This window comes from Streptomyces sp. NPDC041784 (assembly GCF_055591025.1).
This window is the reverse complement of sequence record NZ_JBVJAB010000027.1, coordinates 33,921-56,584: the sequence shown is the minus strand read 5'-3', so window position 1 is coordinate 56,584 and position 22,664 is coordinate 33,921. Positions and strand designations below refer to the sequence as shown.

General features: G+C 73.7%; 23 protein-coding genes. 11 read left to right on the top strand and 12 right to left on the bottom strand.

All coding sequences use genetic code 11. The features are described from left to right. Nucleotides 1–6 precede the first annotated feature (6 nt). Nucleotides 7–228 (top strand): helix-turn-helix domain-containing protein, encoded by a 222-nt coding sequence (locus ACZ6D7_RS37845; protein WP_004002281.1) that lies wholly within the window; start codon nucleotides 7–9, stop codon nucleotides 226–228. A gap of 164 nt (nucleotides 229–392) precedes the next feature. Then, nucleotides 393–1,196: an enoyl-CoA hydratase/isomerase family protein gene (locus ACZ6D7_RS37840; protein ID WP_469500835.1), complete on the top strand. Its 804-nt coding sequence runs from the start codon at nucleotides 393–395 to the stop codon at nucleotides 1,194–1,196. Nucleotides 1,197–1,382: 186 nt separating this feature from the next. On the opposite strand, the gene ACZ6D7_RS37835 is transcribed toward ACZ6D7_RS37840, so the two are convergent. Next, on the bottom strand, nucleotides 1,383–2,090 hold the full coding sequence (locus ACZ6D7_RS37835; RefSeq protein ID WP_469500833.1) for a nucleopolyhedrovirus P10 family protein: 708 nt from the start codon (nucleotides 2,088–2,090) through the stop codon (nucleotides 1,383–1,385). Between the two features lie 88 nt (nucleotides 2,091–2,178). Here ACZ6D7_RS37835 and ACZ6D7_RS37830 point away from each other — a divergent pair, with 88 nt between their 5' ends. Genes ACZ6D7_RS37830 through amaP form a run of 5 tightly spaced genes read left to right on the top strand, consistent with a single transcriptional unit; the run spans nucleotide 2,179 to nucleotide 4,494 of the window. Next, the gene (locus ACZ6D7_RS37830) at nucleotides 2,179–2,664 is read left to right on the top strand and encodes an Asp23/Gls24 family envelope stress response protein (protein ID WP_469500831.1); all 486 of its coding nucleotides are present in this window, start codon (nucleotides 2,179–2,181) and stop codon (nucleotides 2,662–2,664) included. Nucleotides 2,665–2,694: 30 nt separating this feature from the next. Further along, nucleotides 2,695–2,880, top strand: a complete 186-nt coding sequence (locus ACZ6D7_RS37825) for a hypothetical protein (RefSeq protein WP_124002412.1) — start codon at nucleotides 2,695–2,697, stop codon at nucleotides 2,878–2,880. Beyond that, nucleotides 2,877–3,260 (top strand): Asp23/Gls24 family envelope stress response protein, encoded by a 384-nt coding sequence (locus ACZ6D7_RS37820; protein ID WP_469500829.1) that lies wholly within the window; start codon nucleotides 2,877–2,879, stop codon nucleotides 3,258–3,260. Before ACZ6D7_RS37825 ends, ACZ6D7_RS37820 begins: the two co-directional genes overlap by 4 nt. Beyond that, nucleotides 3,257–3,910, top strand: coding sequence for a DUF6286 domain-containing protein (locus ACZ6D7_RS37815; RefSeq protein ID WP_469500827.1), 654 nt, complete (start codon nucleotides 3,257–3,259; stop codon nucleotides 3,908–3,910). The genes ACZ6D7_RS37820 and ACZ6D7_RS37815 overlap by 4 nt, the downstream gene beginning before the upstream one ends. Then, nucleotides 3,907–4,494 (top strand): alkaline shock response membrane anchor protein AmaP, encoded by a 588-nt coding sequence (gene amaP / locus ACZ6D7_RS37810; protein ID WP_469500825.1) that lies wholly within the window; start codon nucleotides 3,907–3,909, stop codon nucleotides 4,492–4,494. The genes ACZ6D7_RS37815 and amaP overlap by 4 nt, the downstream gene beginning before the upstream one ends. 19 nt (nucleotides 4,495–4,513) lie before the next feature. Here amaP and ACZ6D7_RS37805 read toward each other — a convergent pair whose 3' ends face one another. The 5 genes from ACZ6D7_RS37805 to ACZ6D7_RS37785 are packed head-to-tail and all read right to left on the bottom strand — an operon-like array spanning nucleotide 4,514 to nucleotide 9,536. Next, nucleotides 4,514–5,269: an SDR family oxidoreductase gene (locus ACZ6D7_RS37805; RefSeq protein WP_469500823.1), complete on the bottom strand. Its 756-nt coding sequence runs from the start codon at nucleotides 5,267–5,269 to the stop codon at nucleotides 4,514–4,516. Between the two features lie 5 nt (nucleotides 5,270–5,274). Beyond that, a complete protein-coding gene (locus ACZ6D7_RS37800) occupies nucleotides 5,275–7,062 on the bottom strand; it encodes a glycoside hydrolase family 15 protein (protein WP_469500821.1) in 1,788 nt (595 codons plus the stop codon). A 34-nt stretch (nucleotides 7,063–7,096) separates the two neighbouring features. Continuing rightward, a complete protein-coding gene (locus ACZ6D7_RS37795; protein WP_469500819.1) occupies nucleotides 7,097–7,405 on the bottom strand; it encodes a hypothetical protein in 309 nt (102 codons plus the stop codon). Next, entirely contained in the window at nucleotides 7,402–7,983 is a 582-nt protein-coding gene (locus ACZ6D7_RS37790; RefSeq protein WP_469500818.1) for an RNA polymerase sigma factor, read from the bottom strand. The genes ACZ6D7_RS37795 and ACZ6D7_RS37790 overlap by 4 nt, the downstream gene beginning before the upstream one ends. Beyond that, complete coding sequence (locus tag ACZ6D7_RS37785; protein WP_469500816.1) at nucleotides 7,980–9,536, bottom strand: sodium:solute symporter family protein; 1,557 nt, start codon at nucleotides 9,534–9,536, stop codon at nucleotides 7,980–7,982. Before ACZ6D7_RS37785 ends, ACZ6D7_RS37790 begins: the two co-directional genes overlap by 4 nt. Nucleotides 9,537–9,762: 226 nt before the next feature. Between ACZ6D7_RS37785 and ACZ6D7_RS37780 the strand changes: the two genes are divergently transcribed. Both ACZ6D7_RS37780 and ACZ6D7_RS37775 read left to right on the top strand, forming a co-directional pair. Beyond that, nucleotides 9,763–11,919: a carbon starvation CstA family protein gene (locus tag ACZ6D7_RS37780; protein WP_469500814.1), complete on the top strand. Its 2,157-nt coding sequence runs from the start codon at nucleotides 9,763–9,765 to the stop codon at nucleotides 11,917–11,919. After that, nucleotides 11,916–12,107 (top strand): YbdD/YjiX family protein, encoded by a 192-nt coding sequence (locus tag ACZ6D7_RS37775; RefSeq protein WP_469500812.1) that lies wholly within the window; start codon nucleotides 11,916–11,918, stop codon nucleotides 12,105–12,107. The genes ACZ6D7_RS37780 and ACZ6D7_RS37775 overlap by 4 nt, the downstream gene beginning before the upstream one ends. A gap of 66 nt (nucleotides 12,108–12,173) precedes the next feature. Here ACZ6D7_RS37775 and ACZ6D7_RS37770 read toward each other — a convergent pair whose 3' ends face one another. The 4 genes from ACZ6D7_RS37770 to ACZ6D7_RS37755 form a co-directional block, all read right to left on the bottom strand. Next, nucleotides 12,174–12,968 carry an SURF1 family cytochrome oxidase biogenesis protein gene (locus tag ACZ6D7_RS37770; protein WP_469500810.1) on the bottom strand — a complete coding sequence of 265 codons (795 nt, stop codon included), beginning with the start codon at nucleotides 12,966–12,968 and terminating at the stop codon, nucleotides 12,174–12,176. Nucleotides 12,969–13,087: 119 nt separating this feature from the next. Next, on the bottom strand, nucleotides 13,088–13,321 hold the full coding sequence (locus tag ACZ6D7_RS37765) for a hypothetical protein (RefSeq protein WP_469500808.1): 234 nt from the start codon (nucleotides 13,319–13,321) through the stop codon (nucleotides 13,088–13,090). 80 nt (nucleotides 13,322–13,401) lie between these two features. Then, complete coding sequence (locus tag ACZ6D7_RS37760) at nucleotides 13,402–14,433, bottom strand: DEDDh family exonuclease (RefSeq protein WP_469500806.1); 1,032 nt, start codon at nucleotides 14,431–14,433, stop codon at nucleotides 13,402–13,404. Between the two features lie 117 nt (nucleotides 14,434–14,550). After that, nucleotides 14,551–17,151 (bottom strand): MXAN_6230/SCO0854 family RING domain-containing protein, encoded by a 2,601-nt coding sequence (locus tag ACZ6D7_RS37755; RefSeq protein WP_469500804.1) that lies wholly within the window; start codon nucleotides 17,149–17,151, stop codon nucleotides 14,551–14,553. 198 nt (nucleotides 17,152–17,349) lie between these two features. Here ACZ6D7_RS37755 and ACZ6D7_RS37750 point away from each other — a divergent pair, with 198 nt between their 5' ends. Both ACZ6D7_RS37750 and ACZ6D7_RS37745 read left to right on the top strand, forming a co-directional pair. Beyond that, the gene (locus tag ACZ6D7_RS37750) at nucleotides 17,350–18,072 is read left to right on the top strand and encodes a VIT1/CCC1 transporter family protein (RefSeq protein ID WP_469500803.1); all 723 of its coding nucleotides are present in this window, start codon (nucleotides 17,350–17,352) and stop codon (nucleotides 18,070–18,072) included. 104 nt (nucleotides 18,073–18,176) lie between these two features. After that, nucleotides 18,177–19,220 (top strand): zinc-dependent alcohol dehydrogenase family protein, encoded by a 1,044-nt coding sequence (locus ACZ6D7_RS37745; protein ID WP_469500802.1) that lies wholly within the window; start codon nucleotides 18,177–18,179, stop codon nucleotides 19,218–19,220. A 262-nt stretch (nucleotides 19,221–19,482) separates the two neighbouring features. Here the strand turns inward: ACZ6D7_RS37745 and ACZ6D7_RS37740 are convergent, their stop codons facing one another. Next, a complete protein-coding gene (locus tag ACZ6D7_RS37740; protein WP_469500800.1) occupies nucleotides 19,483–20,862 on the bottom strand; it encodes a CoA transferase in 1,380 nt (459 codons plus the stop codon). Nucleotides 20,863–20,980: 118 nt separating this feature from the next. After that, on the bottom strand, nucleotides 20,981–22,510 hold the full coding sequence (locus tag ACZ6D7_RS37735; protein ID WP_469500798.1) for a S8 family peptidase: 1,530 nt from the start codon (nucleotides 22,508–22,510) through the stop codon (nucleotides 20,981–20,983). Nucleotides 22,511–22,664 lie beyond the last annotated feature (154 nt).

The window sequence follows — 22,664 nt, the reverse complement described above, 5'->3', positions numbered from 1 at the left end:
GCACGGGTGGCCGAGACTCTGAAGAAGGGCAGCCGGGTGACCGGCGCCGCGCGCGACAAGCTCGCGGCAGACCTGAAGAAGAAGTACGACTCCGGTGCGAGCATCCGGGCGCTGGCCGAGGAGACCGGCCGCTCGTATGGCTTCGTGCACCGGATGCTCAGCGAATCGGGCGTCACGCTTCGTGGGCGTGGCGGAGCGACCCGGGGCAAGAAGGCCGCCTCGTCCTGATCCCGGGCGGCCCGCCGGCTTCGATGGTGGCCACCCGGTCGGTCTCCCCCAGTGTCCTTAAGGGGGCCTGGGGGGACCCTGGATCGGCCGGGTGGTTACTGTGCAGTCACTTAGCTGTTCATCTGGCATGACCGCTGACTGACCGCACTCATCGGAGGCTCCCCATGGCCACGCCCGCCCAGGAACTCGTTCCCTTGCTCGACAAGGACGGCGTACGGCTCACCGTCGACGACGCGCTCGCCACGGTGACGCTGACCAACCCGGCCAAGCGCAACGCGCAGAGCCCCGCGATGTGGCGGGCGCTCGCCGAGGCCGGGCAGCTGCTGCCGGGCTCCGTCCGAGTGGTCGTGCTGCGCGGCGAGGGCAAGTCCTTCTCCGCCGGCCTCGACCGGCAGATGTTCACGCCCGAGGGGATCGAGGGCGAACCGTCCTTCATCGACCTCGCGCGCAGTGGCGACGCCGAACTCGACGCCGCCATCGCCGGGTTCCAGGAGGGCTTCACCTGGTGGCGGCGGAGCGACGTCGTGTCCATCGCCGCCGTCCAGGGCCACGCCATCGGCGCGGGCTTCCAGCTCGCCCTCGCGTGTGACGTGCGCGTCGTCGCCGACGACGTGCAGTTCGCCATGCGCGAGACGAGCCTCGGGCTCGTCCCCGACCTCACCGGCACGCATCCCCTCGTCTCGCTCGTCGGCTACGGCCGCGCGGCCGAGATCTGCCTGACCGGGCGGTCCGTCGGGGCCGAGGAGGCGGTGACCTCCGGGCTGGCGAACATCGCCGTACCGGCGGCGGAGCTGGACGCGGCGGCGGCGGACCTCGCCACCGCGATCCTCGCCGCGCCCCGGGACGCGGTGATCGAGACCAAGGCGCTGCTGCGCGGTGCGCTGGGCCGGGACTACGACGGTCAGCGGGCCGCCGAGCGGGCCGCCCAGGGACGGCGGCTGCGGGACCTGGCCGGCCTGGGCGAATGAGCCCTGCCCGGCGGCGGTTTCGCCAGGGGGTGTCGTTTGGATCAGGTCGGATCAGGCCGCGGCGTCTGGTGCGGTGCATCGCAAGGCGGAGCGTGACCCGCGTACCGGGCGTACTCGGGTGACGCGACAACGCGGCGAGGTGCCGTGCCAGTCGCCGCGGACCCGGGCTGATCCAAACGACACCCTCTAGGTCACCGCGGTGACCAGCACCGCCACCGTCGGGTGATCCGGCAGGGCGGCTCCCACCGCCGTACGGACCTCCCGGGCCACGTCCAGGGCCCGGAGGTCCGCCGCGACCGCGATCTCCACGCGCGCGTGCCCGCGCGGCAGGGCGGTCGCCCCCTGATCGTGCTCCTCCAGGCGCACCGCCCGGCCCAGGACAGCCGTCAGGCCCGTCACCCCCGGCACGGCCAGCGCCGCCGCCGCGGCACGCCCCTCGTCGCCGACGAGCGCCGGCCCGGCCGGGGCCGCCTCCGCGGACACCGCGGGCTCCGGTTCCGGTTCCTCGTCCAGCAGGGCCGTGATCCGCAGGTCCACCTCCGCCACCACCAGGCCCAGCCGCCGCGCCGCGGCCCGCGCCAGCGCGTCCCGCACCCGGCCCGCCGCCGTCGGCAGCGGCTCGGACGCCACCGTCGCGAAGTCCGCCGTCAGCTGCAACGGACCCGGCGGCAGCCCGCTCGGCGGCGGCGGTACGACGGGCTCCCGGGCGTCCGCCGGATCCGCCAGGGCCAGCCGCAGCACCCCCAGTCGCACCCCCGGCAGCTCCCGTACCGCCTCCCGCAGCACCGTCCGCGCCGCGCTCTCCGCGATCCACGTGCCGTCCCGGGGTCCGCCCAGGGGAAGGAGCCTGCCCAGGTCCAGTTGGTGCCGTACGGCACTCGTCCACCCGTCCATTCCTCCAGACTGCCGCATCCCCGGGGCGTGGCGGGGCAACCGCGCTTACCGTGGTCGAAGGGACGACGACCACAAAGGACGTACGGCCATGACTGAGGCAACGGAGCAGAACCGGACGCAGACCACCGACGGCGGCACGGAGACCGTGTCGACCCGCAAGGCCGCCGCCAGGCGCGGCGGCGGGGATCCGGGAACCCGTGGGCGGACCACCATCGCCGACGGGGTGGTGGAGAAGATCGCGGGCCTCGCGGCCCGGGACGTCATCGGCGTCCACGCCATGGGCAGCGGCATCAGCCGCACCTTCGGAGCCGTACGGGACCGGGTGCCCGGCGGGTCCAAATCGGTGACCCGCGGTGTGAAGGCCGAGGTCGGCGAGGTACAGACCGCGCTCGACCTGGAGATCGTCGTCGACTACGGCGTCTCCATCTCCGATGTGGCGCGGGACGTGCGGGAGAACGTGATCGGGGCCGTGGAGCGGATGACCGGCCTCCAGGTCGTCGAGGTCAACATCGCGGTGAGCGATGTGAAGCTGCCCGATGAAGAGGACGAGGAGCCGGAGCCCCGGATCCAGTGACGCGCCGGTCCCTGAGCGGAGGAACGCAGCATGAGCATGGCCGTGGTCGGCATGATCGCCGGTATGGCACTGGGCTTCGCCGGATACTTCGGCGGGTTCGGGGCCTTCCTGCTGGTGGCGGCGCTGGGCGCCATCGGGTTCGTCGTCGGGCGGTTCCTGGAGGGGGACCTGGAGATCGGCGACTTCTTCCGTACCCGTGACGACCGGCGCAGGTGACGCCGGTGAGCGAGGGGGCGGACGCCGTCGTCGGACGCCCCGCCGTCGTCCCGCCCGGTGAGCGCGGCGCGACCCGGATCGCCGACCGGGTCGTCGCGAAGGTCGCCGCGCAGGCCGCCCGTGAGGCGGTCGGCCCGCTCTCGCCGGCCGCATCCCGCCCGCACGCCACCGTCGTCGTCCACCATGGTGCCGCGCACGTCCGGGTCCACCTCGAACTGGACTACCCGACCGACATCGGTACCCGCTGCCGCGAGGTGCGTCGACAGGTCACCGAGCGGGTAGGCGCGTTGGTGGGAATGGACGTCCCGGAAGTCGCCGTCCAGGTCGAACGCCTGCACCGGACGGCGGCCCACGGCGAGGCACACGGGAGGACGCGATGAGCGAGCCCCGGGGCTCGGAGAGCACACTGCCCGTCCTGGAGAAGGCGACGGGGGAGGCACCGGCGCATCCGCCGGAGGAACCGGCCGCCGCCCCCGACCTCGGCGGAGGCGGCCGGTTCTGGTCCGCGCGCCGCGTCCCCGCGGGCATCGTCGCGGCGGCGCTGCTCGTGGTCGCGGGTGCCTTCCTGTACGACGTCGTCGCCGTCCGCGCCGACCGCGAGGCCTCGTCCTGGCGGCGCGGACTGGCCAGGCAGCTCGCCGAACGCCCTCTCGACGACATCTGGGTGCTGGTCGGCGCCGGCGTCGCCGCCGCCCTCGGCCTCTGGCTGATCGTGCTGGCCGCCACCCCTGGCCTGCGGGCCGTCCTGCCGATGCGGCGCACCCACCCCGACGTCCGCGCCGGCCTGCACCGGGACGCCGCCGCCCTGGTGCTGCGCGACCGCGCCATGGAGGTCGCCGGCGTGCAGTCGGTCCGGGTGCGCACCGGGCGGCGCCGGGCCGACGTCCGCGCGGTCTGCCACTTCCGTGACCTGGACGTCGTACACACCGACCTGGACACCGTCCTCACCGAGGCGATCCGTGGTCTGGGCCTGACCCGTCCGCTCGCGCTGTCGGTGCACGTGCGGCGGCCCGGGAAGAAGAAGGGGTGAGGGCCGTGCTCAGGACCGTCAACCGGGTGCTGCTGGGAGTCGTCGGGCTGGTGCTGCTCGCCGTCGGCGGCGCGGTCCTCGCCGTGGGGCTGGGCGCGTCCCCGCCGGCCTGGTGGATCCACGACGGCCCCCACGACGTGCTGCTCAGCACCGCCGAACGCACCCGCTGGCGCACCGAGACCTGGTGGTGGCCGACGGTCATCGCCGTTCTCGCGCTGCTGGTGCTGCTGGCCCTGTGGTGGCTCACGGCGGTGCTGCGCCGCCGCAGGCTCGGCGAGGTCCTGGTCGACACCGGCGACGGCGCGGGCGCCCTGCTGCGGGGCCGCGCCCTGGAGGGCGTCCTGGCGGGCGAGGCGGCCGATCTGGAGGGCGTGGCCCACGCCCATGTCCACCTGACCGGCCGCAGGGACGCCCCGGCGACCCGCGTACGGCTCCAGCTGGAGCCGCACGTGGACCCCGGAACGGCCCTGGACGACCTGACGGCCCAGGCCCTGACACACGCGAGGGACTCGGCGGCCCTGACGTCACTCCCGGCGGAGGTACGGCTCAGGGCGGCCAAGCACAAGGCGGAGAGGGTCAGTTGAGCGTCGGCCGCGGCGCCCCTCAGAACCCGTGCCGCATCCCGCCGTCCACCGGCACCATCACACCGGTCAGGTAGGAGGCGGCGGGGGACAGCAGGAACGCCGCGGTCCGCCCGAACTCCTCCGGCGTCCCGTACCGCCGCAGCGGGATCCGGGACTCGTTCGCGGCCCGGGTGGCCTCCGGATCGGCGGACAGCCCGTCCAGCTCGCGCACCCGATCCGTGTCGATCCGGGCCGGCAGCAGCCCGACCACCCGGATCCCCCGCGGCCCCAGCTCGTCCGCCAGCGACTTCGCGAAGCCCGCGAGCCCCGGCCGCAGCCCGTTCGAGATCGTCAGCCCGGGGATCGGCTCGTGCACCGACCCGGACAGCACGAACCCGATGACCCCGCCCGCCTCCAGCTCGGCGGCGGCGGCACGCGCCAGCCGCACCGCGCCGAGGAACACCGACTCGAACGCCGCCTGCCACTGCTCGTCGGTGTTGTCCGCGACGAACCCGGGCGGCGGCCCGCCCACGCTCACCAGCACGCCGTCGAACCCGCCGAAGGCCTCCCGCGCGGTGGCGATCAGCCGCGCCGCCGCCTCGGGGTCGGCGTTGTCGACGGCGACGCCGACCGCGTTCGGCCCCAGCGCGGCCGCCGCGTCGGCGACCCGCTGCTCGTCCCGCCCGGTCAGCACGACCCGCGCGCCGTCCGCGACCAGCTCGCGCGCGGTGGCGTTGCCGAGGCCGCGGGTGGCTCCGGTGACGACGTACACCCGGTCCTTCAGTCCAAGATCCATGGCGCCTATCCTGCCTCCTCGCCGCCGAACAGGGTGAGGGCGGTGTTCACCAGGCCGATGTGACTGAAGGCCTGCGGGAAGTTGCCGAGGTGGCGGCCGGTGCCGGGGTCGTACTCCTCCGGCAGCAGGCCCACGTCGTTGGCCAGGCCCACCAGCCGTTCGAACAGCTCCCGCGCCTCCTGCGTACGGCCCGTCAGATGCAGGGCGTCGGCGAGCCAGAACGAGCAGGCGAGGAAGGCGCCCTCGTCGCCCGGCAGGCCGTCGACGGCCGTGGTGTCGGTGCTGTACCGGCGCACGAGGCCGTGGTGGCCCAGCTCGGCGCGGATCGCGTCGACGGTGCCGATGACCCGCGGGTCCTCCGCCGGCAGGAAGCCGACGCGCGGGATGAGCAGCAGGGAGGCGTCCAGTTCGAGCGAACCGTAGGACTGGGTGAAGGTGTTGCGCCCGCGGGCGAAGCCCTTCTCGCACACCTCCCGGTGCACCTCCTCGCGCATCGCCCGCCAGCCCGCCAGGTCGCCGGGCAGCTCCGGGTGGTTCTCCAGGGTGCGCACGGCCCGGTCGGCGGCCACCCACACCATCACCTTGGAGTGGACGAACTGGCGCCGGCCGCCGCGCACCTCCCACAGCCCCTCGTCCGGCTCCCGCCAGTGCGCGGCCAGCCACTCCATGAGCGCGCACTGCACCGCCCAGGCGTGCGGTTTGGCCGGCAGGCCCGAGCCGCGGGCCAGCGACAGGGAGTCCATGACCTCGCCGTAGACGTCCAGCTGGAGCTGGTTCACGGCCTCGTTGCCGATGCGTACGGGCAGGGAGCCGGCGTGTCCGGCCAGCCAGGGCAGTTCGAACTCGGGCAGCCGGCGTTCGCCCGCCAGCCCGTACATGATCTGGAGGTCGGCGGGGTCGCCGGCGACGGCGCGCAGCAGCCAGTCCCGCCAGGCCTTCGCCTCGTCCTGGTAGCCGGCGGACAGCAGGGCGTTCAGGGTGAGGGTGGCGTCGCGCAGCCAGCAGTAGCGGTAGTCCCAGTTGCGCACCCCGCCCGGCTCCTCGGGCAGGGAGGTGGTGGGGGCGGCGACGATGCCGCCGGTGGGCCGGTAGGTGAGGGCCTTGAGGGTGATGAGGGAGCGCACGACGGCGTCCCGGTGGGGGCCGTCGTAGCGGCACTTCGCGGCCCACGCCTGCCAGTCCGCGACGCTCACGCGCAGGGCCTCGCGCGGGTCGACGAGGGGCGGGCGGGTCTGGTGGGAGGGGTGCCAGGTGAGCACGAACGCGACCGACTCGCCCGGTCCGACGGTGAACTCCGAGTGGGTCGCGAAGTCCTCGCCCCAGGTCCGCACGGGCGGTTCGCTGCGCAGCCAGACCGCGTCCGGTCCGGCGACGGCCACCCGATGGCCGTCGGACCGGCGCATCCAGGGGACGACCGAGCCGTAGTCGAAGCGCAGCCGGAGCCGGCTGTGGACCGTGACCCGGCCGCGCAGGCCCTCGACGACGCGGACGAGGTCCGGGGCGCGGTCGCGCTGCGGCATCAGGTCGGTGACCCGGACCGCTCCCTCGTCGGTCTCCCACTCGGTGTCCAGGACCAGCGTGTCGGGGCGGTAGGCGCGGCGGGTGCAGGGGCCCTCGACGCCTCTGGGCGCGATGCGCCAGTGGCCGTTCTCCTCGTCGCCGAGGAGGCGGGCGAAGCAGGCGGCGGAGTCGAAGCGGGGCAGACAGAGCCAGTCGACGGAGCCGTCCGTGCCGACGAGGGCGGCGGTCTGTTCGTCGCCGATGAGCGCGTAGTCCTCGATGTGGGGGTGCACGGGGTTGCGGGTTCCCGCCGTGGCCGGGGGGCAATCAGGGGTGCGGCCGGGTGAGTGAGGTGGACCCCACGCCGTCGCCGGTGCCCGAGAAGATCACGCCCGGGTGGGACGGGGCCTGGTTCAGCACCCACAGCCCGATCAGCGTGGCCAAGGTGAAGACGACGGCGACGAGCACGGTGAGCACGAGCCGCCGCCGGCGTTCGCGCCGCACCCATGCGCCCCGGGCCGTGCGGTAGGCGTCGGGGGCGGCCCGCACACCGCCGGCGAGCGCCTCCAGCGCCTCGCGCAGCTCCCGCTCGGTGCGCTCGGTGCGTTCGGTGCGGTCGGGTCCGGTGTCGTTCATCGCCGGGCCTCCATCGCCTGGGTGAGCGCGGCGAGGCCGCGTGAGGTGTGGGTCTTGACGGAGCCGCAGGAGATGCCCATCGCGGCCGCGATCTCGGTCTCCTTCAGCCCGAGCCAGTGGCGCAGCACCAGCGCCTCCCGCTGGCGCGCGGGCAGCTGCTGGAGGGCGTCGATCAGCACCCGCTGGTCGTCGCGGAGCAGTGCCGTGCTCTCGGCGGAGGCGACGAGGTCGTCCGGGAGTTCCAGCGGGGTCTCCGCGTGCCGCCGGGCGACCTGGAGGTGCCGTATCCGCATCCGGGTCAGATTGCAGACGGTGGAGCGCAGATACGCCTCGGCCGCCTCGACGTCCCGCAGCCGCCGCCACTTGCGGTAGATCTGGTAGTACGCCTCGGCCACCACGTTCTCCGGGTCGTCGGCGCCGAGCAGCACGGCGAGCCGCAGCATCGAGGAGTAGTGCAGCTCGAACAGCCGGGCCAGACCGGCCTCGCGTTCCAGGTGGTCCGGGTCGGCCACCGGGACGGCGAGCGGCCGCGCGTAGGGCTCCGGCGCGGGAACGGGTATCGGGGGTCTGCGTCTCACGAGTGGTGCGCTCCCGTCTCGCGGGGCCGCCCCAGGGTCAGCCGGGGCGGCAGGTCGGTCGTGTCGGCGCCGCGCGGGACGCCGAGGCGTTCGAGGGCCGCGGTGCCCGCCACCGCGACGGCCAGATTGAGCAGGAGGGCGGGCAGCCCGGCGTAGACCTCCAGCGGTCCGAAGCCCAGCGGGACGATCGAGGAGAACCCCTCGTGGACGACGAGGAAGGTGCCGGCCGCCATGCCCGCCGCCCACCCGGCGAGCAGCGCGCGCGGATGCAGCCGTCCGGTGAACAGGCCGACGACGACGGCGGGGACGATCTGCAGGATCCACACCCCGCCGAGCAGCTGGAGGTTGATCGCGTCCTGGTCGCGCAGCCCGAACACGAAGGCGACCGCCCCCGCCTTCGCGGTGAGCGACACCGTCTTGGCGATCCGCACCTGCCGTTTGGGCGTGGCCGTCGGATGGACGTACTCGACGTACACGTTCCGCACGAAGCTCGTCGCGGCGGCGATCGACATCACGGCGGCCGGGACCAGCGCGCCCACGGTGATCGCCGCGAACACCAGCCCGGCCAGCGGCGCCGGCATCAGCCGGTCGACCAGCATCGGTACGGCCGCCTCGGCGCCGCCCGCCGGAGCCCGCACGCCCGCCGCGAGCGCCGCGAGGCCGAGGAAGCCGAAGAGGGCGAGCAGACCGGTCCAGGCGGGCAGCGCCACGGACACCTTGCGCAGGGTGCGCTGCCCGTCGGCCGCGAACCCGGCGGTGAGCACATGCGGGTACATCAGCAGCGCGAGCGCGGAGCCGAGCGCGAGCGTGGCGTACGCGGGCTGCTGCTGCGGCGTCAGGACCAGGGGGGAGTGGGCGACGTCCGTGCCGCCCAGCCGTCGCGCCGCGCCCTCGAAGACCGGTCCCGGACCGCCGAGCCGGACCAGGACCAGCCAGCAGACGGCGGTCAGCGAGACGAACACCGCCACCGCCTTCAGCGCGGAGATGACCGCCGGCGCCCGCAGTCCGTGCCGGTACGTCGCCACCGCGAGGCCCGCGAACAGCGCCACCATCACCAGGTCCCCGGCCGCGCCCCGCGGGTACCCGCCCCCGGCGGTCAGCACGGCCCGTATGCCCAGCAGTTGCAGCGCCAGGTACGGCATCGTCGCGAGGATCCCGGTCAGCGCCACCACCAGGGCCAGCGGCGGCGACCCGTACCGCCCGCGCACGAAGTCCGCCACGGTCACATAGCCGTGCCGGCGGGCCACCGCCCACAGCCGGCTCAGCAGGACGAAGGCGAGCGGACAGACGATCACCGTGTACGGCACCGCGAAGAACGCCGACGCGCCGTTGCCGTACGCCAGTCCCGGGACGGCCGTGAAGGTGTACGCGGTGAAGATCGTTCCGCCGAGCAGCAGCCAGGTCCACACCGGGCCGAGCGAGCGGTCGGCCAGTGCCCAGCCCTCCAGGGAGGGGAGCCGGTCGCTGGGGCGCAGCCGGCGCGCGGTCACGGCGAGCAGCGACGCCCCGCCGATCACGGCGAGGAACGTCGTGGTCATGGCGCCGTCGGCCATGGGTCACCGTCCTTGGTGTGCCTGTGCCCTCGCCTCTTGGTTGCGCGGGGGGCCGGTTCGGATGACACGGAACCGGCGGGAAATCTTCTGGAAATCCGCTGTCAACCGTTCTCGGGGGGCGGGCAACTCTTGCACAGACCGACAGCGAACGGGAGTGCCGACCTCGCTGATCTCCGTCGCACCTCGGGTTCCGAGGTGCACCGCCCCGCCCAGGTGAGGAGCCGCCGTGCCTGAGTCCACCCTGCCCGGAAACAGTCGTCCGGTGCCGGAAAAGTCTCGTAAGTCACTTAAGTCCGTGGTGTTGTGGACCGCTGTCGCCCTGCTCGGCGCGGTCGGCTGGGGCGTCCTCGCGCTCTCCCGCGGTGAGGAGATCTCCGCCGTCTGGTTGGTGGTGGCCGCGCTCGGCTCGTACGCCATCGCCTACCGCTTCTACTCGCGGTTCATCGCCCGCCGCGTCCTGGAGGTCGACGACAGCCGCGCCACCCCGGCCGAGCGGCTCGAGGACGGGGTCGACTACCACCCGACCGACCGCCGGGTGCTGTTCGGCCACCACTTCGCGGCCATCGCCGGCGCCGGCCCGCTGGTCGGCCCCGTGCTGGCCGCGCAGATGGGCTATCTGCCGGGCACGGTCTGGATCATCGCGGGCGTGATCTTCGCCGGCGCGGTCCAGGACATGATCGTCCTCTTCCTCTCCATGCGCCGGGACGGCAAGAGCCTCGGCCAGATGGCCCGGGACGAGATCGGCAGGGTGGGCGGCGCGGCCGCGCTGATCGGCGTCTTCGCCATCATGATCATCCTGCTCGCGGTGCTGGCGATGGTCGTCGTCAACGCGCTGGCGGAGTCCGCCTGGGGCACCTTCTCGGTCGCCATGACCATCCCGATCGCCCTCTTCATGGGCTTCTACCTGCGCTATCTGCGGCCGGGCCGGGTCGTGGAGACCAGCTTCATCGGTGTCGGACTGCTGCTCCTCGCCATCCTCGGCGGCGGCTGGATCCAGGACTCCTCCCTCGCCGAGTACTTCATCTGGAGCCCCGAGACCCTGGTCTTCTGCCTGGTCGGCTACGGCTTCGTCGCCTCCGTGCTCCCGGTGTGGATGCTGCTGGCGCCCCGGGACTACCTGTCGACGTTCATGAAGGTCGGCACCATCGCGCTGATGGCCGTCGGCGTCGCGATCGCAGCGCCCACCCTCAGGGCCGAGCCGGTCACCGAGTTCGCCTCGACGGGCGCCGGGCCGGTCTTCGCCGGATCCCTCTTCCCCTTCCTCTTCATCACCATCGCCTGCGGCGCCCTCTCCGGCTTCCACGCGCTGGTCTCCTCCGGCACCACGCCGAAGCTGATCCAGAAGGAGTCCCAGGTCCGGCTGATCGGCTACGGCTCCATGCTCACGGAGTCCTTCGTCGCCGTGATGGCGCTGATCGCCGCCTGTGTCCTCGAACCGGGCCTGTACTACGCGATGAACTCCCCGGCCGCGCTGCTCGGCCCGACCGTGGAGACCGCGTCGCAGGCGGTCAAGGGCCTCGGCTTCGCCATCACGCCAGACCAGCTGACCGCGGCGGCCGAGGCCGTCGAGGAGCAGACGCTGGTCGGCCGCTCCGGCGGCGCGCCCACCCTGGCCGTGGGCATGTCGGAGATCTTCGCGGGGGTGTTCGGCGGCGCCGGGATGAAGGCCTTCTGGTACCACTTCGCGATCATGTTCGAGGCCCTGTTCATCCTGACCACCGTGGACGCGGGCACCCGCGTGGGGCGCTTCATGCTCCAGGACATGCTGGGCAACGTCTGGAAGCCGATCGGCCGCGTCACCTGGAAGCCCGGCATCTGGATCACCAGCGCCCTGGTCGTCGGCGCCTGGGGCTACTTCCTCTACGCGGGCGTCACCGACCCGCTGGGCGGGATCAAGCAGCTGTTCCCGCTGTTCGGCATCGCCAACCAGTTGCTCGCCGCGGTCGCCCTGGCCGTCACCACGACCATGCTCGTCAAATCCGGCAAGGTGCGCTGGGCCTGGGTGACCGGCGTCCCGCTGGTCTGGGACGTGGCCGTCACCTTCACCGCGGGCTGGCAGAAGATCTTCTCTGACAATCCGAAGATCGGCTTCTTCGCCCAGCGGGACGTCTACGCGGACGCCATCGACGCGGGCGAGCTCCTGCCGGGCGCCACGACCATGGACGACATGCACACCATCGTCCTCAACAACACGGTCGACGGCGTGCTCATGGCGGTCTTCCTGCTGCTGGTCCTGATCGTCCTGGTCAACTGCGCGGTGGTGTGCGTACGCGCCCTGCGGGCCGCCGAACCGCTGCCGACGACCGAGGTCCCGTACGTCGAGTCCCGCATCGACCTCCCCGAACAGCGCGCCGACGAGCCGCTGGTGGGGGCGGGCTCATGACCGCCGTCCGCAAGGTGCTCGGCGTCCTGCTCTGGTACGCGCGCGAACTGACCGGCGAGGCCGAGTACGACCGCTGGTGCGCGCGGCACCACCGCCTCCACCCGCACGCCCCGCTGCCGACCCGCCGGGAGTACCAGCGGATCCGCACCCTGCGGCAGGAGTGCGAGTCGCCCGGGCGCTGCTGCTGAGGCCTCCGAGGCCTGTACGGGGGCGACGGAGCGTCGCCGATTCCGGTGCCGGCGCCGGAGTCGGCGTCACGCCGGAGCCGGCGCCGCTTCCTTCCGCTCCCCGGCGACGGCCGCCGCCGCACGGTCACGGCGTTCGCGCCGGACCAGGACGAACCAGCCCACGGGGACGCCCGCGGAGAACAGCCACCACTGGATGGCGTAGGCGTAGTTCAGCGCGGCGTCCTCGTCGCCGGGGGCGCCGATCAGCTCGGGGGTGTCGCCCTTCGGCTCCGGCGCGGTCTGCGCGATGTAGCCGCCGAGCACCTCGGCGCCGAGACGCTCGGCCTCCCGCGCACTGTCGATCAGCATGATCTGCCGGTCCGGCAGCCCCTGGAGGTTCTTGATGCCGCTCGCCGCGGTCGTCTCGTCGGGCATCAGCCGCCCGGTGACGGTGACCTTGCCGGCGGGCGGCGCGGGGATCTTCGGGAAGGCGGTCTGGCTCGGGCCGTCCGCCGGGATCCAGCCGCGGTTGACCAGCAGCACCTTGCCGTCGGTCAGCACGAACGGGGTGAGGACGTGGAAGCCGACCTCCTCGTCGGAGTTGACCCGGCGCCGGACGACGACCTCGTGCGCGGTGTCGAAGGTGCCCGTCGCCGTCACGCTCCGGTACCGCTCGCCGCGGGTGACGGTGTGTCCCGGGGACGTCATCCGCTCCACGGGCACCGGCTTCGCGTGCAGCGCGTCGGAGACGAGCTGGTTGCGCGCGGTGCGCTCCTCGTAGCGGTGCATCTGCCAGAAGCCCAGGCGGATCATCGTGGGGATGAGGAGGAGGGCGACCAGCGTGAGGATCACCCACTGCCGGGACAACAGGAAGCGGTACACCCCACGACCGTACCTCTCGGGTCGTGGGGTGCTGTCGCAGGGGGTGCGCTCTCGGATGCCGGCCCCTGCGCGCCGGCTCGTCCGCGCCGGCTCCTCCGCGCCGGCTCCTCCGCGCCGGCTCAGACCCGGTCGGTGATGCCCACCTTCCCCTCCGCCCGCGCGCAGTGGGCGCCGCAGTACCAGTGGCCCTCGACCTCGACGCCCTGGCCGATGATCTGCACCCGGCAGTGCTCGCAGATCGGGGCCATGCGATGGATCGCACAGGAGAAGCAGTCGAAGACGTGCACCGCGCCCTGCGCGTGCACCTCGAAGGTCATTCCGTAGTCATTGCCGCAAACTTCGCATCTCGCCATGGGCCACAGGGTGAGCGGTCGCCCCCGCGCGGGCGAGCGGCCGGTGGGCGAGTCGCGAGGCAATCACCCGGACGTACGGGTCACCCGTCGGCGGACGCGCCGTCCCCCGCCGCCGGCTCGACGTCGCGCAGGAGCTGTCCGAACGCCGCCTCGTCCACGACCGGCGTCCCGAACTGCCGGGCCTTCACCACCTTCGACGTGTGCGCGTCGGGGTCGTTGGTGACCAGCAGACTGGTCAGCCGGGACAGGCTCGTCGCCACGTGCAGCCCCGCCTCCGTCGCGCGGTCCTCCAGCAGCTCGCGGTCGACCGACGTGTCGCCGGAGAAGGCGACCCGCATGCCCTGTTTGAGCCTTTTGCCGTCCTCGTACCGCCCGGGGTTGGGATGCGGACAGGCGGGCCGCTTGCGGGACGGCCGCCAACTGGTCGGCCGATAGCCGCCGCCGTGGCCGCCGTACCCGCCCGGGCCGCCGGCCTGCTGCCCGATCCGGGGCGCGGGCCGGTCCTGCCACTCCGTCAGCGGCCGGCACTCGTGCAGCGGCAGCCGGACCCCGCCCGCCGCCGCGGCCCGCAGGCTCGGCCGGAACGCCTCCGCGAGCACACGCGCGTCGTCCAGCGCGTGGTGCGCCCGCTGCTGGACGACACCGAAGTGGGCCGCCAGCGACTCCAGCTTGTGGTTGGGCAGCGGCAGCCGCAGCTCCTTGGAGAGCGCGATGGTGCACAGCCGCTGTCGCACCGGGGCCTCGCGCTCCGCGCGCGCGTACTCCCGCGCGATCATCTGCCAGTCGAAGACCGCGTTGTGCGCGACGAGCACCCGGCCCGCGAGCCGCTCCGCGAACTCCCCGGCCACCTCACCGAACAGGGGCGCGCCCTCCAGCACCTCGCTCGTCAGACCGTGGATCCACACCGGCCCCGGGTCGCGCTCCGGGTTGACCAGCGTGTACCAGTGGTCCTCGACCTCGCCGCGCGCGTCCAGCCGGTAGACGGCGGCGGAGATGATCCGGTCGTCCCGGGCCAGGCCGGTGGTCTCCACGTCGACGACCGCGTACCCCTCGGGATACGCGGCCGGCCACTCCACGGGGGAGGACGCTGTGGTCGTCAGGTCTTCGAGCATGGTCACTGAGGATACGGGCCGTCACTGACACTCCGTCGAGGGTGCCCCGCGCGAAGGGGCCCCGAAGGCGCCTCGGTCGTACGGGAGTTCGTTCGCACGCGCGCGTGTACCAGATCGTCAGCCCAGCGCGGCCACCAGGTCCCCCGCGGCGAGCGCGGTCAGTCCGCAGCCGTCGACCGGTCCGGGCAGCAGCCGGTACACCTCCCCGCTCGCGCCCTCCGGCGCCACGCCACCGTGCACCAGTGCCAGCAGCACCCGCTTCCCGGCGGCGGCCTCGGCGGCCCGTTCCTCGACGGAGGCACCGAGGGGGACCTCCCGGCGCCCGGGTGCCTCCAGCGCACGCACGCGTGCCGCGAACGCCGTGACGGGCTCATCGGCGCCCCGCCGGTAGTGCCACAGCTCGTCGGGGGCGCCCGGCACCGGCGCGCGCCGTACCACCGCGACCTCGTCCGCCCGCGCGGCCGCGTGCCAGACGGCCAGGTCCCACAGGGTCGTCCGGCCGGAGGCGAAGTACTGGTGCAGGTCCCGTCCGGCCCGGCCCAGGTCGGCCGCGTGCCGGCGCACGTCGTGATAACCCTCCGCGGCCGACAGATGCAGGTCGGTCCACAGGAACGTACGGCTGCGCAGGTCCACCAGGAGCGGGACGTGGACACGGGAGTCGCCGACCAGGTCGTAGCGCTGCCGGACGGCGCGCGGGTCGTACGACGCGTCGCGCGCCTCCTCGGCGGCCGACGGCAGGGTCATGAAGCCCGCGAAGGCGTCCAGCAGCCGCTCGAAGGGGATGTCGTTGAAGCTGAAGACGACCGGCAGCGCGTAGCGCACGCCGAGTCCGCCGAGCTTCGTCAGGTCCAGGTCGACGTACTCGGTGGCGCCGAGCGGCGCCGGCGCCGACGTCAGGTCGCCGGAGTGCACGGCCCACCGGTCGCCGTGGACCAGCTGGGTGTAGTCGCACAGCCCGGCGAACTCCCAGTCCTCGTCGTACAGCGCCACCGACAGATCGAGGTCCACGCGGGTCTTCGCGGGCTCCGTCCAGTGCAGGAACAGCCGCATGACCTCGCCCTCGGGCAGCGGCTGGGTGCTGCCCCGGGGCACGGAGACCAGGCTCTTGGTGTCGGCGCGCTCGGTGGCCGGCACGGCGAGGCCGGTGAGCGCCGAGTCGAGCACCGCCAGCTCCACGCGCGGGGCGGCGGACAGCCGGCGCACCGCCTCGGCCTCCAGCAGCGCGCACACCGCGCCGGTCAGCGCGGGCGCCAGCGGTACACGCGTGTCGTCGAGGGTGTACGCGTGCGTGACCTGACCGCGCGGGAAGAACACCCGCCGCTCGGCCGGGAGGTGGCGGATCCGCATCCGGCCGAGCGCGGCCAGCAGGGGAGCGGGACCGGCCTGCGGCAGGACATCGCGCAGCACGGCCCCGAACTCCTCCGGCAGGGTGTCGAGCGCACGCAGCCGCAGCAGATGGTCCAGGCGCCGCAGCAGCTCACCGGGCCGCCCTGCCAGCAACGCGAGGGCGCCCTCGGCGTCCTTCTCGGCCAGCGCCTGCTCGACGCGGGCGCTCCAGGTGACGGCACGCACGCGTGCACCGTCGACCCGCACGGCCTCCGGGTGGGCGGCGGCCGTGCGCAGCAGCGCCGCGCCCAGCTCCGTACCGGAGGTGTCGGTCCCGCGCAGGACGGCGAAGGCGAGCGCGGCCTTCGGGTGCCGGGCGTGCCGCTCGTAGGGATGCAGGATCTCCGCCGCCCGCTTCCACAGGACCGGATGCCGCAGCACGTCCTCCACGAGGGAGGGCGCGGGAAGGCCGTCGAGGACGGCGAGCAGCCGGCGGCGCAGCCCGCGCGGCAGCGACCGCAGCCGCGGCGGCTCGATCAGGTCGGCCGCGCCGCCGGACCACACGCACAGCAGCCGCAGCACGTCCGTCGCGGTCGTCAGATGACGGTCCAGCAGCTCCAGGGCGTCGGCCCGCCGCTCCCGCACCCGCAGCATCCGCCCCAGCACCATGGCCTTCGTCTCCCGGACCGGGATGTCCTCGGGGAACCACGCCACGCCCGCCGGGGCGTGCGCCAGCAGCACCGCCAGGTCCTCCCGGTCGCGCGGCGGCAGCGGAGTACGGCGGGCCAGCAGGGTCAGCAGCGCCGTCACGGCGTCCGCGCGGGCGTCCAGGCCCAGCGCCAGCAGCCTCAGCGGCCCCACGGCCATCTCGCGCGTGCGCCGCGGCGGCGCGGGCTTCAGGAAGGGGCCGGCGGGGTCGATACGGCGGTGACAGACCGGGCAGCCCGAGTAGTCCGCGCCGTCCCAGCACTCCCCGCACACCAGATGCGCGCACGGCGCCACCGGGTGCACGCTGCCGACCGTGCCGCACAGCACGCAGGGCTGCTTCGGCCACTGGAGCAGCAGTGTGAACACCCGGTCGATCCACAGCTGGAACGTGTCGTCGGGCACGGATGCCGGGAAGCTGCGGAAAAGCGGCATGTGCGTGCGGTCCGCGCCGAGTTCGGCGTCGATGTGCGCCACCAGCTGCCGTCCGGCGTCGGCCAGCCCGGCGGGCCCGAGCCACGCCAGCGCGGCCCGCAGCCGCGCGTTCGGCGCGAAGCCCCGGTCGAGCAGTTCGGCTTCCAGCGCGCAGAGTCCCTGGTCCGTGGACGGGTCGCCCGGCCGTGGCCCGGCCTGGTCGACGTAGACGGTACGGAGTCGGCGGAGCAGCACGGACGCCAGTACGGACAAGCGGAAATCCCCCGGAGGCGAGGCGACAAGAGAGTGGGAGACGGGGGCGGAGAGTGGGCGCGCTACGGGATTCTCAGGAAGGAAGAAGGAAGCACACCGGCGGAGCCGCCCCCGTGGATCACGACACTAGGCGGCACGAGATTCGCTCCGCCACCGAATTACGACGGGGACGCGCGGCCGGGTGCGACGCTCCGTCCTGTGACGGAACACGAGAGGCGAGAGACCCATGACGAGGCCCACGGCGGCACCCTCGGATCCCGCCTGAACTGGCTGCGCGCCGCCGTCCTCGGCGCCAACGACGGCATCGTCTCCACCGCGGGCCTCGTCGTCGGCGTGGCCGGGGCGACGGCCGACCGCTCGGCGCTGCTGACGGCGGGTCTGGCCGGTCTCCTGGCCGGGTCGATGTCCATGGCGGCGGGGGAGTACGTGTCCGTGTCGACCCAACGCGACTCCGAGAAGGCCGCGCTCGCGCAGGAGCGGCGGGAACTGCGCGAGCAGCCGGAGGCCGAACTCACCGAACTGGCCGAGCTGTTGGAGGAACGGGGGCTGACCCGCGAGGTGGCCCGCGAGGCCGCCGTCCAGCTGACGGAACGCGACGCCCTGAGGGCCCACGCGCGCGTGGAGCTCGGCATCGACCCCGACGACCTCACCAACCCCTGGCACGCGGCCTGGGCGAGTTTCCTCGCGTTCACCGCGGGCGCGCTGCTGCCACTCCTGGCCATCGTCCTCCCCCCGTCCGGCTGGCGTCTGCCGGTGACCGTCGTCTCGGTCCTGCTCGCCCTCGCCTGCACGGGCTGGAGCAGCGCCCGCCTGGGGTCGGCGGCACCGGGGCGGGCGGTGCTGCGGAACGTGGGGGGTGGGGCGTTGGCGATGGGAGTGACGTACGGGGTGGGGGTTCTGCTGGGGGCGGCGGGGGTGTGAGCGGCGGAGGTGTGAGGCGGCGGGGGCTCGTGACGGCGTACCGTGAAGTGCGCTCGACCACCCCCTGAGCGCACCGACGCAACCGCACGAGAAGGACCCTCGCCATGCGCGCCACCACCATCCACGCCCCGTTCGACATGCGCGTGGAGGACGTCCCCGAGCCCGTGGTGCAGCTGCCCACCGACGCCGTGGTCCGGGTGCTGCGCGCTTGTATCTGCGGCAGCGACCTGTGGGCGTACCGCGGCGAGGCGGCCCGCCGGCCGGGGCAGCGGATCGGCCACGAGTTCCTGGGCGTGGTCGAGGAGACCGGCTCCGAGGTGGGCACGGTGAAGGCCGGCGACCTGGTCGTCGCGCCCTTCATGTGGTCCGACGGCGTCTGCGACTACTGCCGCGAGGGCCTCACCACCTCCTGCGAGCACGGCGGCTTCTGGGGCTCCGTCGGCTACGACGGCGGCCAGGGCGAGGCCGTGCGCGTGCCCTTCGCCGACGGCACCCTCGTCCAGCTGCCCAAGGACGCGGCCTCCGACGACCGTCTGCTGTCCGCGCTGCTCACCCTGTCCGACGTGATGGGCACCGGCCATCACGCCGCCCTCGGCGCGGGCGCCCGGCCGGGGGCCACCGTCGCCGTCGTCGGGGACGGCGCGGTCGGCCTGTGCGCGGTCCTCGCCGCGAAGCGACTCGGCGCCGAGCGGATCATCGCCCTCGGCCGTCACCAGGTCCGTACGGACATCGCCCGCCGCTTCGGCGCCACCGACGTCGTCGCCGAGCGCGGCGAGGAGGCCGTCGAGGCCGTCCGCGCACTCACCCGCGGCCAGGGCGCGCACGCCGTCGTGGAGGCCGTCGGCACCGAGCAGTCCATGCGGACGGCCGTCGGCATCACCCGCGACGGCGGCGCCATCGGCTTCGTCGGCGTCCCGCACGGCAGCGGCACCGGACTCGACCTCGGCGTCATGTTCGACCGCAACCTCGCCCTGCGCGGCGGCGTCGCCCCGGTCCGCGCCTACATCCCCGAGCTCCTGCCCGACATCCTGGACGGCACCATCGACCCGTCCCCGGTCTTCGACCTCACCGTCGACCTCGAGGGCGTACCGGCGGGCTACAAGGCGATGGACGAGCGCACCGCCCTCAAGGTCCTGGTCACCAACTGACCCGACCACACGACCGACGGCCCACCGACGCGGCGAGGGCCACGCGCCGGCGCGCCGGAAACGCTTCCCCGGGCCCCGGCGGCCCCGTCCGGTCGCCGGGCTCGCCGTCGAAGGTCACCGGCGGCAGCGCGTACCGCAGGGTCCCGAGCGGGCTGCCGGCTCTGAGCGCCGCGCGCCGGGAGGGTCCTTGGCGGTCCTGCCCGTCGCGCCCGGTCCCCGGTGACTGGGCGGTCTTCCGACCCGGCGTGGGCCGCGTGCGGGTTCACTCCCAGCGCGCCGGATCCGCTCCCCACGGCCCCGGCGGTCGCGTCCAGTCGTGCGGGCCGCCGTCGAAGGTCACCGGTGGTGGCGCGTATCGCAGTCGGCCGAGCGGGCTGTCGGTCTCGGCGAGGCGGGTGTCGGGCTCTTCGAGGTTCTCGCCGTCGGGTCCGGTGTCCGTCTTCCGGCTCGCCATGAGCCACGCCGCCGTCCGTGCCAGCGCCACCCGTACGAAGCGGCTCCCGCCGTCGTACGACCGCTCGGTCAGCGCCCGCAGCACGGCCGCCGCCAGCAGATAGCCGGTGCCGTGGTCGAGGGCCTGCGCGGGCAGCGCGCCGGGCCGCCACGGTGACCCCTCGACGGCCGCGACGCCCGTGGCCACCTGCACCAGGCTGTCGAAGCCGCGCCGCCCGCCCCACGGCCCGTCCGCGCCCCACGCCGACACCTGCGCCACGACCAGCCCGGGCCGGCGCCCGGCCAGTGCCTCGGGGGAGAGGCCGAACCGGTCCAGGGAACCCGGCCGGTAACCGGTGACGACGACGTCCGCCGCCGCCAGCAGCTCCTCGAACGCGCGCCGGTCCGCCGTCAGGTCCAGCAGCGCCGACCGCTTCCCGAAGCCGGTGTCGGCGTGCTGGTCGGGCAGCTCCGGCAGCCGGGGCGCGTCGAGCCGCAGGACGTCCGCGCCGAGCAGGGCGAGGGTGCGGGTGGCGACCGGCCCGGCCAGGACCCTCGTCAGATCCAGGACGCGCAGTCCGGCGGCGGGCAGCAGGGGACCGCCGGCGCCCTGATCCCGGAGCGGCGGGAGCGCACGCGCGTGTGCCGCGTCCAGCCGGCCCCGTTCGACCAGCGGCAGCCCGGCGACCGCGGCCGCCTGCTCGTGCGCCGCCCACTCCTCGGGCGTACGCAGGGCGATCGCCAGGCCCCCGGCCGCGTACACCGCGTCCTCGACGTCGAGCGCGGACCGTCCGGCGAGCGCCGCCTCGACGGCGGCCGGGTCCTCCGGCACGCCCAGCGCCCTGAGCAGCCGTTCCCGGTGGTGCGGGTAGTTGGCGTGCGTACGCACCCACCCGTCGGCCGTCCGCCAGAACCGCGACAGCGGCGCGAACAGCAGCGGCGCCCGTCCGTCGACCAGCAGCTGCCGTTCACTGGTGAACGCGGTCGCCACCGCCCCGTCGTCCACCCGCACCCCGGGCACCCGCGCGAGACCGGCCCGCCGCGCCCCCAGCTCCGCACCGGCCAGCGCGCACGCGCCCACGCAGGCGCGCGCCAGCTCCCGCACGGGCAGCCGCGCCGGCAGCGTGCCCTTCCGTACGACGGTCGACACACGCGCGAGGAGGGCGGGATCGCCGCCCAGTTCCGACCAAGCGAAGTTGATTTCCGTCATGACTGCATCATGCAGTATTGATTCAATCAACATGGGCAGGGAAATGGGCATCGGAAAGGGGCAGCGGAAAGGGCCGGACGGATGCACCGCCCGGCCCTCGGAACCACCCGCTACGCGCCTACTTCACGGCACGCAGCGCGTTCACGATGCCCCAGCCGTAGAAGCCGTTGACCCGCGCGTTGCCGGCGCAGGTCGCGTCCTGCGTGCCGTCACCGTTCTGGTCGTACGACTCGGGGCAGCCCGGGTTGTCCGCCTGGGCCTTGAGCAGGGCCTGGAGCTGCGCCGGGGACGCCCACGGGTGCTCGGACTTCAGCAGCGCGGCGACACCCGCGGCGTGCGGCGAGGCCATCGAGGTGCCCTGGAGGAAGCCGTAGGAGTTGTTCGGCATCGTCGACAGGATGCGGCCGTTCTTCGACGGCGTGTCCGGGATCTGGTAGAGCCGGTCACCGCCCGGCGCGGCGATGTCGACGACACCCTTGCCGTACGAGGAGTAGTACGACTTGACGCTGTTGACGCCCGTCGCGCTCACCGTGACGACGCCCGGCAGCTGGGTCGGCACGTCGAAGCACTCGTGCGGGTCGATCGTCCGCTCGTACGGCGTCGTGTCGTCGGGGCTGCTCGCGTCCACGATGGCGTCGGAGTCCAGGTCGTGGTTGGAGTTGCCCGCCGAGGCCAGGTTGAGCGTGCCCTTCTTCTGGGCGTACAGCTGGGCCCTGTTGACCGCGTCGACGATGGCCTTCTGGTCCGGGTCGTCCATGCAGTTGTACAGCCACGGGTCCACGTAGTAGCTGTTGTTCGTGATCTCGACGCCATGGTCGGCGGCGAAGACGAAGGCGCAGACGACGTTCTCCGGGTAGAAGAGGCCGTCCTTCGGGTCGCTCACCTTGATGCCGGCCACCTTGACGCCCGGCGCGACACCGGCGACGCCGATGCCGTTGCGGGCCGCGGCGATCTCACCGGCCACGTGGGTGCCGTGGTAGTCGTCCGCCGTGTACGGGCGCCAGGCGCCCTCGGCGGTGTCCGCGACGCCGCCGACGCAGTTCGCCGACTGGGACGCGGAGAAGTTCGGCGCGAGGTCCGGGTGGGTGTCGTCGACGCCCGTGTCGATCACGGCGACGGTCACCTTGCGGCTGCCCGGGTTGATCTGCGCGGCCTTGTCGGCGCCGATCGCCCGCAGGTCCCACTGGTCGGCCTCGAGGGGCTCGCTCTCCGGGGACGTGGCGGACGCGGCCTCGATCTTCGCGGCCTGCGCCTCCGACAGCACCTGCGCGGCGCCGTCGTCGGTGGTGTCCGCGACGCTCAGCGGGCCGGTACGGGTGGCGCCCGCCGACTGCACGCCGCGCACCGCGCGTATCTGCGGACCGAAGTCCGGGTTGGCCGAGTGCACGACGATGACGCCGATCTTGTCGTACGTCGCGACGACGGTGCCGCCGGCCGTGGCGATCGCCTTCTTCACCGACTCGATCGTGCGGCGGTCCACCTTGGTGTTGACGACGTACGCCAGGTTCACGGCGTCGGCCGTCTGGGTGGCGGACGTCGTGACGGGCGCTGCGGTGGCCGCCGTCGGCAGGAAGCCGAGGGAGGCGGTCAGCGACAGCACGACGGGCACCGCGAGAGCGAGGCGACGTCTGGAAGGCAGATGAGCCATGGGGTCTCCACATCATCCGGAAGCGAGACCGGCCCGGACGCAGGTGGCGCCTGGGCAGGTACATGACGGGTGGTGCTCGCCCGAAGCTATCTCCCCGACTCACGGGCCAGCAATGACCTTTGGCGACGACTTCCGGCGAGAACGCGACGCGGCC

Bases quoted from the DNA above. Each gene is read 5' to 3' on its own strand.
- ACZ6D7_RS37745 (WP_469500802.1), top strand. From the start codon at position 18,177: ATGCGCGCCACCACCATCCACGCCCCGTTCGACATGCGCGTGGAGGAC.
- ACZ6D7_RS37740 (WP_469500800.1), bottom strand. From the start codon at position 20,862: ATGACGGAAATCAACTTCGCTTGGTCGGAACTGGGCGGCGATCCCGCC.
- ACZ6D7_RS37735 (WP_469500798.1), bottom strand. From the start codon at position 22,510: ATGGCTCATCTGCCTTCCAGACGTCGCCTCGCTCTCGCGGTGCCCGTC.
- ACZ6D7_RS37760 (WP_469500806.1), bottom strand. From the start codon at position 14,433: ATGCTCGAAGACCTGACGACCACAGCGTCCTCCCCCGTGGAGTGGCCG.
- ACZ6D7_RS37785 (WP_469500816.1), bottom strand. From the start codon at position 9,536: ATGGCCGACGGCGCCATGACCACGACGTTCCTCGCCGTGATCGGCGGG.
- ACZ6D7_RS37825 (WP_124002412.1), top strand. From the start codon at position 2,695: ATGAGCATGGCCGTGGTCGGCATGATCGCCGGTATGGCACTGGGCTTC.
- ACZ6D7_RS37795 (WP_469500819.1), bottom strand. From the start codon at position 7,405: ATGAACGACACCGGACCCGACCGCACCGAACGCACCGAGCGCACCGAG.
- ACZ6D7_RS37765 (WP_469500808.1), bottom strand. From the start codon at position 13,321: ATGGCGAGATGCGAAGTTTGCGGCAATGACTACGGAATGACCTTCGAG.
- ACZ6D7_RS37805 (WP_469500823.1), bottom strand. From the start codon at position 5,269: ATGGATCTTGGACTGAAGGACCGGGTGTACGTCGTCACCGGAGCCACC.
- ACZ6D7_RS37840 (WP_469500835.1), top strand. From the start codon at position 393: ATGGCCACGCCCGCCCAGGAACTCGTTCCCTTGCTCGACAAGGACGGC.
- ACZ6D7_RS37775 (WP_469500812.1), top strand. From the start codon at position 11,916: ATGACCGCCGTCCGCAAGGTGCTCGGCGTCCTGCTCTGGTACGCGCGC.
- ACZ6D7_RS37835 (WP_469500833.1), bottom strand. From the start codon at position 2,090: ATGGACGGGTGGACGAGTGCCGTACGGCACCAACTGGACCTGGGCAGG.
- ACZ6D7_RS37815 (WP_469500827.1), top strand. From the start codon at position 3,257: ATGAGCGAGCCCCGGGGCTCGGAGAGCACACTGCCCGTCCTGGAGAAG.
- ACZ6D7_RS37830 (WP_469500831.1), top strand. From the start codon at position 2,179: ATGACTGAGGCAACGGAGCAGAACCGGACGCAGACCACCGACGGCGGC.